Genomic DNA, 11,914 nt, shown 5'->3' with positions numbered 1-11,914 from the left:
GCGTCGTGAAGGCTCTGCCATTGCCTCTCAGGGGCCAAAGCCCTAGCTTGTCGTTCAGATAACGATAGCGAGGCAGAATTCTGGTGATTTCCCTGGTTCGACGCGTGGCATTGGCTGCAGTGCTTTCTTCCCCTATTGCCGTTCCGGTTTTGGCCGATACTGGCGCCGGGGCGTATCTTGCGGGTCGTCAGGCGATCTATGAAAGCGACTATACGGCGGCCGAGAAATACTACTCGCAGGCCCTGCGCTTTGATCCGGAAAACCTGCACCTGTTGGAAAGCGTGGTCGTGGCCCGTCTCGCGCTGGGCGAGATCCAGCGGGCCCTGCCCGTCGCGCAGAAAATCGTGGACAACGACTTGCCAAGCCAGGCCGCGCGCATGGTGCTGTCGGCGACTTTGGTGGCAGACGAAAAATATGACGCGTTTCTGGCGCTTGATCCGGAAACGCAAGGCGTCGGGCCGCTGGTTGACGGGCTAATGATTGCCTGGACCTACATGGCGCAGGGCGCCATGACCAAAGCGATGGAGCAGTTTGACAAGGTTTCCACGCAGGACGGTCTGAGGGAGTTTTCGCTGTATCATAAGGCAATGGCCCTTGCGTCCGTGGGCGATTTCGAAGGGGCTGAGGCAATTTTTGCCGAAAACAACGGAACCATTGCCCGCTTCAGCCGCCGCGCTGCACTTGCCCGGGCCGAGGTCCTGTCGCAACTGGACCGCAATGCCGATGCGCTGGCATTTCTGGACGAAGTGTTTTCCATAGGCAGCGACCCGACCATCGAAGGCTACGAGACGCGTCTGACCGACGGCGAAACCCTGCCTTTCACACATATAGGTTCGGTGCGGGACGGCATGGCCGAGGTTTTCTTTTCGGTTGGCGCGGCACTGAATGGCGAAGCGGCACAGAACTATGTTCTGCTCTACACACGTGTGGCGACCTTTCTGCGCCCCGATCACGTCGACGCGATTTTGCTGGGGGCAGAGCTGCTGGACGATCTGGAACAGTTTGATCTTGCAGTTGCGGCCTATCGGACAGTGCCTTCCGACAGCGCCGATTTTCACGTTGCCGAACTGGGCCGGGCCGAGGTTCTGGGGCGCGCAGGCAAGAAAGACGCTGCAGCGGAAGTTCTGCAGAACCTGGCGGCACAACGCCCTAACCTGCCGTCCGTTCATGTGGCACTGGCCGATTTGTTGCGCCGGGACGAAAACTATGCCGCCGCCGTGCCGTCCTACGACCGGGCGATCGAGCTGACCGAAACCGGGGCGGGCGGCAGCTGGTTTCTGCATTATGCCCGCGGAATTTCGCATGAGCGTCTCAAGAACTGGGATCAGGCCGAGGCGGATTTCCGCCGCGCGCTTGAACTGAACCCGGATCAGCCGCAAGTGCTGAATTACCTCGGCTACTCGCTGGTCGAAAGGCGCGAAAAGCTGGACGAGGCGCTTGAAATGATCGAACGCGCCGTCGCCACGCGCCCGGACAGCGGTTATATCGTGGATAGCCTCGGCTGGGTTCTGTTCCGGCTCGGCCGCTATGAAGAAGCCGTTGAGCATATGGAACGCGCCATCGAACTGATGCCGGTCGACCCGGTGGTCAATGATCATCTGGGCGACGTCTACTGGGCCGTTGGACGCGACCGCGAGGCCGAGTTCCAGTGGAAACGCGCCCTGTCCTTCATCGACCCCGACGACACCGATGGTGAGGCCGATCCCGATCGTATCCGGCGCAAGCTCGAGATCGGGTTGGACGCGGTTCTGGCGGAAGAAGGCGCAGAGCCGCTTCAGGTTGCCAATGAAGGCTGAGGCATTTGCCCCCGCCAAGATCAACCTGACCCTGCATGTGACCGGCCAGCGCGAAGATGGCTATCACCTGCTGGATTCTCTGGTCGTGTTCGCAGATATCGGTGACCACCTGACGTTCGAGCCCGGCCCGGACCTTTCCATAGACGTCACCGGTGAACATGCCCGGGGTGTTCCATCCGATCAGCGTAATCTGGTTTGGCAGGCGGCGGATGCAGTTGGCTGGACAGGCCGAATTACCCTGAACAAGTCGTTGCCCCATGGGGGCGGTATCGGCGGCGGGTCTTCGGATGCGGCTGCGACATTGCGTGTGCTCGCCGGATCGGGCAACGGAAAGCCGCCGAACCCGGTGTCACTGGGTGCTGATATTCCGGTCTGTTTGATGGCGAAAGCCGCGCGAATGCGGGGCATAGGCGAACAGATCAAGCCAGTTTCCTTGCCGCCGCTTTATGCGGTTCTGGTCAACCCTTGCGTCGGGGTACCGACCGGTTCCGTGTTCAAGGCGATGGAAACGCGCGACAACCCGGCCATGCCCGAGGATATCCCTGCATTTGAAACGGCGGAAGACTGCGCCGCGTGGCTGAAAGGCCAGCGCAACGATCTGCAGGTACCAGCCATGGGCATTGCGCCTCAGATCGGGCGGGTTCTGGATGAGCTCGACGCCTCTCGCGGTGTTCTTCTGTCGCGAATGTCCGGCTCGGGCTCGACCTGTTTCGGGCTTTACCCGTCCATGAAGGCCGCGCATTTCGCGGCCTATGAGATCGGCGCGGCCCATTCCGAATGGTGGTGTCGCGCAACGCAGCTTAGTTGAGGCGCGCGACCACGTAATCGGCCAGATCGCGCAGCAGCGACCGGATCTCGTGATCGGGCAGCAACTCCAGCGCGGTTTTGGCCTTGGCAGCCCAGGCGATGGCATCAGAACGGGTGGCCTCCAGCGTGCCGTATTTGTTCATCAAGCTCAGTGCATGATCCAGATCGCCGTCCTGCTGGCGGCCTTTGCCAATCGTGCGTTCCCAGAAGGCGTGTTCATCGGCAGTGGCTTGTGCCACGGCCTTGATCACCGGCAGGGTCAGCTTGCGCTCGCGGAAATCATCGCCGACATTCTTGCCGGTTGCCTTGCTGTCGCCCTGATAGTCCAGCAGGTCATCGGCGATCTGAAAGGCAATGCCAAGCGCGTCGCCATAGTTGAACAACGCTTTCACCTGCTCTTCCGATGCACCGGCAATCACGCCGCCTACCTCGGTTGCAGCCGAAAACAGCGCGGCCGTCTTTCCGCGCACCACCTGCAGATAAATGTCCTCGTGGGTGCCCAGGTCGGTGGCTGCCGTCATCTGCAACACTTCACCCTCGGCAATCGTGGCCGAAGCGTTTGCCAGAATGTCCAGAACGCGCAACGACCCGGTATCCACCATCAGCTGGAAACTGCGGGAAAACAGGTAATCGCCAACCAGAACACTGGATTTGTTGTCCCACAGCAGGTTTGCCGTGGGCCGCCCGCGCCGCTGGGCGCTTTCGTCCACAACGTCGTCATGCAGAAGCGTGGCGGTATGAATGAACTCGACCGTCGCGGCCAGACGCACATGGTGGTCGCCTGAATAGCCAAACAGACGGGCTGCGGCCAGAGTCAGCATGGGGCGCAGACGCTTGCCGCCCGCCTCAACCAGATGAGCGGTCACTTCGGGGATACGGGGGGCGTGTTCCGACGCCATGCGCGTGCGGATCAGATGGTTTACCGCATCCATTTCACCGGCCAGAATGTCGGCCAGCCGTTCATGTGGTTTCGAGATTGTGCTGACGTTCATCACACTCCTGATACAAGGCTCGACTTCCGCCGCTCCTTGCCCTTACATCCATCCCCATGGAAGAACTATTGCGCAGCACCGATCCGACAATCCTGGCCTTTGCATCCGCTCTCCTTGAAGGCGAGGATATAGACTGCTTTCAGATGGACGTAAATATGAGCATCCTCGAAGGCGGTATAGGAATTTTCCCCCGCCGCCTGATGGTGCGCGCCGACGACCTGATCCGCGCCGAACGGGTAATGCGTGACAACGACATCCCCTTAGGCCGATGAGCGGGTTCTCCGACAGCGAGCTGAGCTGCAACGAGTTCCTCGGCGGACGCGTGCGGCTGTGGCAGCCTTTGTCTGGCTATCGCGCAGGTGTTGACCCGGTTCTGCTGGCGGCCTCGGTTCCAGCCACGGCAGGCCAAACCGTGCTGGAGCTTGGCTGCGGGGCAGGCGCCGCCATCCTCTGCCTTGCCGCCCGCGTGCCGGGCCTGCACCTGACGGGGGTCGAATTGCAACCCGCCTACGCCGATCTGGCGCGGCGCAACGCCGCAGAGAACGATGTGCCGCTGGAAGTGATACAGGCAAACCTGACCGATCTGCCCGATGATCTGAGGCAAAGACAGTTCGATCACATTATCGCCAACCCGCCCTATTACCGCCCCGGCGCACACAGCCCGGCGCAGGATCCGGGGCGACAGGTGGCGCTGGGCGAGCAGACACCGCTGTCGGACTGGATCGGCGTGGCCGCCAGGCGACTTGCCCCGCGCGGCTATCTGCACATGATCCAAAAGGCCGAACGCCTGCCGGACATGTTGTCGGCCTGTGCCGGCAGACTGGGTTCAGTCGAGGTCCTGCCGCTGACGCCGCGCGCGACCCGAAACGCCGAACTGGTCATTCTGCGCGCGCGGAAAGAGGGGCGCGCTGCCTTCCAGCTCCATTCCCCGCTGATCCTGCACCAAGGCGCACGGCACGAGAGGGACGGTGAGAGCTATACGCCCCAGGTAACTTCGGTGCTGCGGAACGGGGCCGCGCTGCCCGGATTTTCGGATTGATAGGCGGTGACCGGCCGAATTTGTCGGATTTGTGACAGATTCTGTGCGTCTGCGGCGTGACAGGCTGGAAACGATGTGGTCAACTTCCCATGTAATACTCAGACATCCAACTAAGGAGGATCGCCATGAGCGTGAGCGCACATCTGACGGAACTGAAGAAAAAACACGAAAGTCTCGGTCTCGAAGTGGAAAAAGCCCAACGCTCGCCAGGAATTGATGATCTCCATATTGCGCAGCTCAAAAAGCAGAAGCTCAAGCTGAAGGAAGAGATCGAACGCCTGTCCAATTAAAGCGTCCAGCACCTGACCTGAATCACTCTGTATCGCCAATGTCCCGAAAGCACCAAAGGCGCGACAGGTTATTGGCGATGCAAGTTCAGGGCAGGGCGAACTAGGACTTCAGACTGGCCCGCGCCGCAATTGTGGCCCCGCCGGTGATCAACAGCGCCGCGACCGCCAGACCCCAGGACGGGGCGGCGATCCCGGCCAGAACCAGCGCAAGCGTAGACAGCAATGGTGCCGCATAGGACGCGGTGCCCAGTATCTGAATGTCGCCCCGCTTGACCCCGATATCCCAAACATAAAACGCCAGCCCGACTGGTCCCAGACCCAGGGCAAGGATCGATGCCCAGCCGAATGCGGTCGCGGGCCAGAGCGTTTCTTCCACGGCAAGATGCAGCGCGCCCGAGGCAATTGCCGCGGCCATGCAGAAAACGGCAACCGAACTGGTGGGTGTATCGCCCAGACGCCGGGACAGAACGGAATAGCCCGACCAGGTCAACGCGCACATCAGTGCCAGCGCATATCCGGGCAGGTGTTGCACCTGAAACCCGGTGCTGCCGCCACCGGCAATGATCAGCGCCGCGCCCGCGAAACCGAAGCAGGCACCAATCAGATGCCCGATGCGCAACCGCTCGCCGGGCAACAGCCCCGACAGCAGCACGATCAGCAAAGGCCAGAGATAGGCGATCAGACCCGCCTCGGCCGCGGGGGCCATCCTCAGTGCCGAGAAATACAGGGCGTGATAGCCGAACAGACCCAGCGTTCCGAACAGTTAGGTTGTCCAGGGTACGCGCCCAAGTTGTTGCATTCCGCCGGTGGCCCAGGTCCAGATCAGGCCCAGGGTGCCGCCGATTGAAAAGCAGACGGCGTTCAGCAGCAACGGTGGTGTCGGTGTCGAGCCGACCGTGAACAGGGCCAGCAGGGACCACAGCAGCACAGCAATAAAACCAATGGCCGTTGCGCGCATTCTGGTCATGGGGCAGCCTCTTCGGGAATCTGAAATTGACAGGGCCGGCCCATTTGGACCGGCCCGTTCAAAATTGCAATCGCTCTTGATCAGACGAAGAACTGCGCACCGTTGGCCGAGATGGTCGAGCCGTTGATGAACTGGGAATCGTCCGATGCCAGGAACGCCACGCAGCGCGCGATTTCCTCGGGCTCACCCAAACGACCGGCCGGGATCTGACCGATGATCGATTCGCGGACTTTTTCAGGAACAGCCATCACCATCTCAGTGGCAATGTAGCCCGGGCAGATGGCGTTGGCGGTGATGCCCGCACGTGCACCTTCCTGCGCCAGCGATTTCACAATGCCCAGATCGCCCGCTTTGGTTGCGGCATAGTTCACCTGCGCGAACTGGCCCTTCTGTCCATTGATCGAGCTGATGACGATCACGCGGCCAAACTTACGCTCGCGCATGCCGGGCCAGACCGGGTGCACGGTGTTGAACACGCCGGTCAGGTTAGTGTCGATCACCTGATGCCACTGCTCAGGCGTCATCTTGTGGAAAGGGGCGTCTTTGGTGATGCCGGCATTTGCCACAACGATGTCGATCGGGCCAACTTCGGCCTCGACCTTTTCGATACCCGCCTTGGACTCGTCATAGTCGGCGACGTTCCACTTATAGGTGGCGATACCGGTTTCCTCAGTGAATTTCGCGGCGGCTTCGTCATTCCCCGCATAGGTGGCTGCAACGTTGTACCCTTCGGCCTTGAGCGCCTTGGAAATTGCTGCGCCGATGCCGCGGGAGCCGCCGGTTACGAGTGCTGTACGTGCCATTTAGGAGTCCTCCAAATTTAGTCGGCTTGGTAATTCTGTTACTCTGAGAGAGATTGGTGCGCAATATCGTTTCGTTCAGGTCTTTGCTTTTCTGCTCAGCGAAATTGTCGCAGCTACGGTGTAAGGCTTGATTGTAACAAAAAAGGGCGTCCGTGGGACGCCCTTTTCTATTTGGTTCTCAACGCACTTAGTCGCGCTCCACGCACAGGGCGACACCCATGCCGCCGCCGATGCACAGGGTTGCCAGACCCTTCTTCGCGTCGCGGCGCTTCATTTCGAACAGCAGCGTGTTCAGAACACGGCAGCCCGAGGCACCGATCGGGTGGCCGATGGCAATCGCGCCGCCGTTCACGTTCACGATCGACGGGTCCCAGCCCATGTCCTTGTTCACGGCGCAGGCCTGCGCGGCAAAGGCTTCGTTCGCCTCGACCAGATCCAGATCGTCTACCGACCAGCCGGCTTTCTCCAGCGCCTTGCGCGACGCGTAGATCGGGCCCACGCCCATGATCGACGGGTCCAGACCGGCAGTGGCGTAGGATGCGATACGGGCCAGCGGCTCGATCCCGCGCTTTTCGGCGTTTTCAGCAGACATCAGCAGGGTTGCGGCCGCGCCGTCGTTCAGGCCCGAGGCGTTTGCCGCGGTGACAGAACCGTCCTTGGTGAAGGCAGGGCGCAGCTTGGCCATGGCTTCCATGGTCGCGCCGTGACGGATGTATTCGTCGCTGTCCATCACGATGTCGCCCTTGCGGGTCTTGATGGTGAACGGCGTGATCTCGTCGGCGAACTTGCCGGCCTTCTGCGCGGCCTCGGCCTTGTTCTGCGAGGCAACGGCGAATTCGTCCTGCATGTCGCGGCTGATCTGCCACTTCTCGGCGACGTTTTCAGCGGTCTGACCCATGTGATAACCGTTGAAGGCATCCCACAGACCATCGCGGATCATCGTGTCGATGTATTTCATGTCGCCCATCTTGTGACCGGCGCGCAGGGCGGCAGCATGGGGCGAAAGGGTCATGTTTTCCTGGCCGCCGGCGGCGACGATGTCGGCATCGCCCAGCTGGATGTGCTGTGCGCCCAGAGCAACGGCACGCAGGCCCGAGCCACAGACCTGGTTTATGCCCCAGGCCGCGCTTTCTTGCGGCAGGCCGGCATTGATGTGCGCCTGGCGCGCGGGGTTCTGGCCCTGAGCGGCGGTCAGAACCTGGCCCATGATGGTTTCGCTAACCTCGCTTTTGTCGATTCCCGCGCGTTCGACAACGGCCTCAAGCACAGCGGCCCCAAGATCGTGGGCGGGGGTGTTGGCAAACGAGCCGCCAAAGCTGCCGACACCGGTACGTGCGGCGGATGCGATTACTACGTTGGTCATTCGATTAATCCTTTACCGTCATGGTCCTGTGGGAAATGTGACGGCGCAGATCGTAGAGGATCCCCCTGCAATCAAGAGCGCCCCGTGATCCCCGCTCCAGCACCATTTGGATATCGCAATGCTGCACGCGCAGCAACGGGCAGCTTGTCTCAGGGCGGCAGGTCGTAGGCTGAAATGTGTTGCGGCAGGTGTTAAGTCCCTGTCTCCTGTGTCTTTTCCGCTTTCCACGTCGGTTTGACCGAAGGCGCGCCGAACAGAAAGCCCTGCAGGCAATCGACACCGCTGGCCACCAGAAACTCGGCATCCTGCTTGGTTTCGACCGATTCGGCGGTCACGAGGATTTCGAATTCGCAGGCAACCGCGATCAGGGCTCTGACCAGCGCCTGATTGTCGGGGTTCGTGCTGACACCACGCACGAATTGTCCGTCGATCTTGGCCGCGTCGAACAGAAACTCGCGAAAGTGGCGAAAGCTAAAGTTGCTGGCGCCAAAATCGTCCAGCGCAAAGGCGATGCCGCGGGCCTGCAGACGATCCATGAAATCGACCACCAGTTCCGGTACCTGCATCGCCGAACTTTCCGAGATTTCCAGGATCAGGCGTTCACCCAGAGCGGGGTCATTTTTCATGAACCGCTCAAGAATACGCGACCAGCGGGCGTAACCGATCGAGCGGGCCGACATGTTGATCGACAGTCGGATCCCCGGATTGCGCGTCAGGGTGCGCAAACCCATTTCAAGCGCGACACAGTCCAGCTCGCGCCCGATTGGCGTGTTTTCAACCTCGGGCATGAACTCGCGCGCGGGAATGACCCGCCCGGTTTCGTCCAGCACCCGGATAAACCCTTCGTAGAACGCCACGCCGTGGGGGGCATTGGCCTGCATGACCGGCTGAAAGGCCAGCTTGCATTGCTTGTGTTTCACCGCCTCCGTCGCCATTTGCACCGTCGACAAATCGCGCGAAGCCACCGCCGCGTTCAGCGGATTGTCCGCGCCTTCCGGCAGATCAGCCAGTTTCCTGTCCCGCATGGGCACGCCCAACCCTTGCGTAAAATTGATAGGGGTCTGATGCCCATATCAGAGCAAAGAAGTGAATCTGACGTTAATCGAGACAGAAGCGTAAAAGCTGCTATGTGCCGGGGATCACTTGGCCGATCGGCTGGTCTGGCGCAATGTGGTTGCTGCGCCGATCAGGGCCCCAAGAAGGCCCAGCGTCATCATTGCAAAGCCCAAACCCAGGAATACCGAAGGTCCTCCGCCAATGGCTGTCAGCATGGCAAGGACAAGGCCGGTCAGGCCAAAAACAGTATAAAGGGTCGTTGTACGAGACATAATGGCCTCCGGGCACGCTAAATCAAAACATCGTTCTAATATGAAGCCCGGGCCAATAATTTCAAGTATTCAGCGTAAGGTAGTCGTTGCGCTCAGGATTGTTCCGCCTGTTTTGCGGGCAGAAATTCCTCGAGATGTTCAAATCCGGGCGTTCCGCGATCTTCGGGATGTCGGGCCAGATGGCTGGCCTTGATCTGCTCAGAATTCTTCCGGCTTCCGTCATGGCTGTAGCCCGGCGGCGCAAAGCAATAGGCCAGGCGCTGCGGCCATGTCAGCCCGGGCTGCGTCGTGTCGCGCCAGATGCCGACCCATTCGTGAAAGGCCACGCGCAGCGGGTTAAACGTGCCGATATTATGCACCAGCCCATAGTCGACTCGGTCATCATCCTGTTCCGGTACAAAAGTACCGAACATCTTGTCCCAGATGATGAAGACACCGGCATAGTTGCAATCCAGGTAACGCGCATTGCGGCCATGATGCGCGCGGTGATGGCTGGGCGTGTTCATCACCGCCTCGAACCAACGCGGCATTTTGCTGATGGCTTCGGTGTGAATCCAGAACTGATAGATCAGGTTCAGCCCGCCGACGAACAGCACCATCGCGGGGTGGAACCCCAGCAGGATCAGCGGCGCGCGCACCACCATCATGAAGGTGAACGTATAGGTCCAGGTCTGCCGCAGCGCCGTGGTCAGGTTGTAATGCTGCGAACTGTGATGGTTCACATGGCTGGCCCAGACCCAGCGGATGCGGTGGCCGAACCGGTGCACCCAGTAATAGCGCAGGTCATCCAGCACGAAGCACAGGATAATCACCGGGATCGAGGTGCCAAGGTCCAGCGGCGTGATCCGCCACAGCCACATGAAAAAGGCGTATGCGATGAAGCCCAGCATAAAGCCCGAGGCGATGTTGCCCGCGCCCATGACCAGCGAGGTCACTGCGTCGCGCGTCTCATACCGCCCACCGCGGCCCTTGATGGCGATCCACAGGAACTCGGCCAGAATGGCGGCGATGAAGAACGGGACGGCCCATTGCACGGCGTCGGGAAAGCTCAATTGGTCGGTCATGAAGGGTCCATCATCAGACGCCAGTGCTGGCGTTCGCTGTCATCAAGGCTGAGGATTACGCGTGGGGTGCTGAAATCATGAAACTGAACCTCGATGCCTTTGGGATGGTCCATCCAGTCGAAATCAAGCAAATGCCGCGCCACGGTATCCGCACCGAACGACCACAAAAGCCCCTTGCCAGCGTCCGTGCGGATCAGCGCCGTATGGCCGTCATGGGCAATCATGACATCAATGATGTAGTCCTCCGGGGCATGTCGCAGCCATTCCGACCGCGCCGTGTCCGATGTCAGCAGGCGCAAACGGGATTTGCCCGTCGCATGCAGCAACAGGGTAATTCCGGCGATACCGCCGACCACCAGAACCAGCAGGATTTCAAGCGGCATTCCGTCCTCCCGCCGACAAGTTGCAAGGCGGATAACGGACTGTCAAAGGTGGCGTCGCGTCAGCCTTTTTCCAGACTTTCCAGGATTTCATGCTGCACCACGCGCCGGACGAACGGAACCAAACCTTCGGGACCCGATGTGCGGTCTTTCAGGTGAATGCAGATATCCGGACGGCGGGAGGCGATAATGCCAACCATTTCACCCCGTACCTTGTCATCCAGCCCCGCACCCATGATGGCGCATGCGATCCGGGGTTCGGCGTCCAGTTGCCGCCGCACCTCCTCAGGGTCATGTGCACCCAGCCATTGAATCGGCAGGTGATCCAGTTGCTGCGCGACATCCCCGATCACATTCGGCAAGCGTCCAATCAGCAAAACCACAGGTCTCATCGTCACCTCCATTCCCAAAACGCAAACTGCCCCGCCCAACAGGAGGGGCGGGTACAGTATATCACGAGATTGAAATGGACGGGCCTACATTACCGGATTGTACCGATGGTCTTTTTCAGCTTTCACCCTCTGTGCCGACCAGCGCCGCGATGATCGCCTTGGCGCTGTCCGAGTTCCATTCCGCATCCCCGATCAGGCGCGCGATTTCCTGTCCCTCGGGGTTCAGGATGACGGTGATCGGCAAGGCGATGATGCCGAATTCACGCGCGGCGGCCTGGCTGGGGTCCTGATGGCGCGGAAGGTTGACGATTCCGTTCTCGTCGAAGAACTTCTTGATCCCGGCAGGGGTGTTTCGACCGGTGGCCAGGGTGAGAACCTGAAATTTGTCGCCGCCAAATTCTTCCTGCAACTCTGCAATCTGGGGCATTTCCTTGCGACAGGGCGCACACCAGGTGGCCCAGAAATTCACCAGCACATATTTGCCGGCGTAATCTTCAAGTGTGCCGACCCCGCCGTCGTCTTCCAACTGGAACTCGATGGTCTTGGCCGGTTTGGGTTCCTTGTGCAGGATCAGCCGTTTCAGGCTGCCGTCCCGCAGCGGCGCCAGAGTTTCGGCATCACTGGCCAAAGCCGCATTTGCACCCAGCGCAAGGGCCATATAAAGGGGGATCAGACGTAACAGGCGCATATCAA

The 11,914-nt window shown here is 60.4% G+C and carries 14 protein-coding genes and 1 pseudogene; 5 read left to right on the top strand and 10 right to left on the bottom strand.

All coding sequences use genetic code 11. The features are described from left to right. The first annotated feature begins 80 nt into the window (after positions 1 to 80). Positions 81 to 1,796: a tetratricopeptide repeat protein gene (locus ACR0J8_RS02235; protein WP_480888889.1), complete on the top strand. Its 1,716-nt coding sequence runs from the start codon at positions 81 to 83 to the stop codon at positions 1,794 to 1,796. Continuing rightward, positions 1,786 to 2,604, top strand: coding sequence for a 4-(cytidine 5'-diphospho)-2-C-methyl-D-erythritol kinase (locus tag ACR0J8_RS02230; RefSeq protein WP_480522858.1), 819 nt, complete (start codon positions 1,786 to 1,788; stop codon positions 2,602 to 2,604). The genes ACR0J8_RS02235 and ACR0J8_RS02230 overlap by 11 nt, the downstream gene beginning before the upstream one ends. Here ACR0J8_RS02230 and ACR0J8_RS02225 read toward each other — a convergent pair. Next, a complete protein-coding gene (locus tag ACR0J8_RS02225) occupies positions 2,597 to 3,595 on the bottom strand; it encodes a polyprenyl synthetase family protein (RefSeq protein WP_480888821.1) in 999 nt (332 codons plus the stop codon). The genes ACR0J8_RS02230 and ACR0J8_RS02225 overlap by 8 nt on opposite strands. 56 nt (positions 3,596 to 3,651) lie before the next feature. Between ACR0J8_RS02225 and ACR0J8_RS02220 the strand changes: the two genes are divergently transcribed. From ACR0J8_RS02220 to ACR0J8_RS02210, 3 genes are all read left to right on the top strand, one after another. Continuing rightward, the gene (locus tag ACR0J8_RS02220) at positions 3,652 to 3,867 is read left to right on the top strand and encodes a putative signal transducing protein (protein ID WP_170614375.1); all 216 of its coding nucleotides are present in this window, start codon (positions 3,652 to 3,654) and stop codon (positions 3,865 to 3,867) included. Continuing rightward, the gene (locus ACR0J8_RS02215) at positions 3,864 to 4,634 is read left to right on the top strand and encodes a tRNA1(Val) (adenine(37)-N6)-methyltransferase (RefSeq protein ID WP_480522860.1); all 771 of its coding nucleotides are present in this window, start codon (positions 3,864 to 3,866) and stop codon (positions 4,632 to 4,634) included. Before ACR0J8_RS02220 ends, ACR0J8_RS02215 begins: the two co-directional genes overlap by 4 nt. 125 nt (positions 4,635 to 4,759) lie before the next feature. Further along, a complete protein-coding gene (locus tag ACR0J8_RS02210) occupies positions 4,760 to 4,924 on the top strand; it encodes a YdcH family protein (RefSeq protein ID WP_170614377.1) in 165 nt (54 codons plus the stop codon). Between the two features lie 100 nt (positions 4,925 to 5,024). Here the strand turns inward: ACR0J8_RS02210 and yddG are convergent. From yddG to ACR0J8_RS02165, 9 genes and pseudogenes are all read right to left on the bottom strand, one after another. Then, positions 5,025 to 5,891, bottom strand: a pseudogene (gene yddG / locus ACR0J8_RS02205) (aromatic amino acid exporter YddG). A gap of 80 nt (positions 5,892 to 5,971) precedes the next feature. Further along, positions 5,972 to 6,694, bottom strand: a complete 723-nt coding sequence (gene phbB / locus ACR0J8_RS02200; RefSeq protein ID WP_170614379.1) for an acetoacetyl-CoA reductase — start codon at positions 6,692 to 6,694, stop codon at positions 5,972 to 5,974. 187 nt (positions 6,695 to 6,881) lie between these two features. Next, entirely contained in the window at positions 6,882 to 8,057 is a 1,176-nt protein-coding gene (locus ACR0J8_RS02195) for an acetyl-CoA C-acetyltransferase (protein ID WP_170679668.1), read from the bottom strand. Between the two features lie 191 nt (positions 8,058 to 8,248). Continuing rightward, a complete protein-coding gene (locus tag ACR0J8_RS02190) occupies positions 8,249 to 9,082 on the bottom strand; it encodes an EAL domain-containing protein (RefSeq protein WP_480522863.1) in 834 nt (277 codons plus the stop codon). A gap of 114 nt (positions 9,083 to 9,196) precedes the next feature. Beyond that, complete coding sequence (locus ACR0J8_RS02185) at positions 9,197 to 9,385, bottom strand: hypothetical protein (protein ID WP_170614382.1); 189 nt, start codon at positions 9,383 to 9,385, stop codon at positions 9,197 to 9,199. A gap of 92 nt (positions 9,386 to 9,477) precedes the next feature. Further along, positions 9,478 to 10,449, bottom strand: a complete 972-nt coding sequence (locus ACR0J8_RS02180; RefSeq protein WP_480888820.1) for a sterol desaturase family protein — start codon at positions 10,447 to 10,449, stop codon at positions 9,478 to 9,480. Next, entirely contained in the window at positions 10,446 to 10,832 is a 387-nt protein-coding gene (locus tag ACR0J8_RS02175) for a hypothetical protein (protein WP_480522865.1), read from the bottom strand. Before ACR0J8_RS02175 ends, ACR0J8_RS02180 begins: the two co-directional genes overlap by 4 nt. 59 nt (positions 10,833 to 10,891) lie before the next feature. Further along, the gene (locus tag ACR0J8_RS02170; RefSeq protein WP_480522866.1) at positions 10,892 to 11,221 is read right to left on the bottom strand and encodes a hypothetical protein; all 330 of its coding nucleotides are present in this window, start codon (positions 11,219 to 11,221) and stop codon (positions 10,892 to 10,894) included. Positions 11,222 to 11,336: 115 nt separating this feature from the next. After that, complete coding sequence (locus ACR0J8_RS02165; protein WP_480522867.1) at positions 11,337 to 11,909, bottom strand: TlpA disulfide reductase family protein; 573 nt, start codon at positions 11,907 to 11,909, stop codon at positions 11,337 to 11,339. Positions 11,910 to 11,914: the final 5 nt, after the last annotated feature.

This window comes from Ruegeria sp. N11 (genome assembly GCF_056531525.1).
This window is presented reverse-complemented; position numbering and strand designations above follow the sequence as displayed.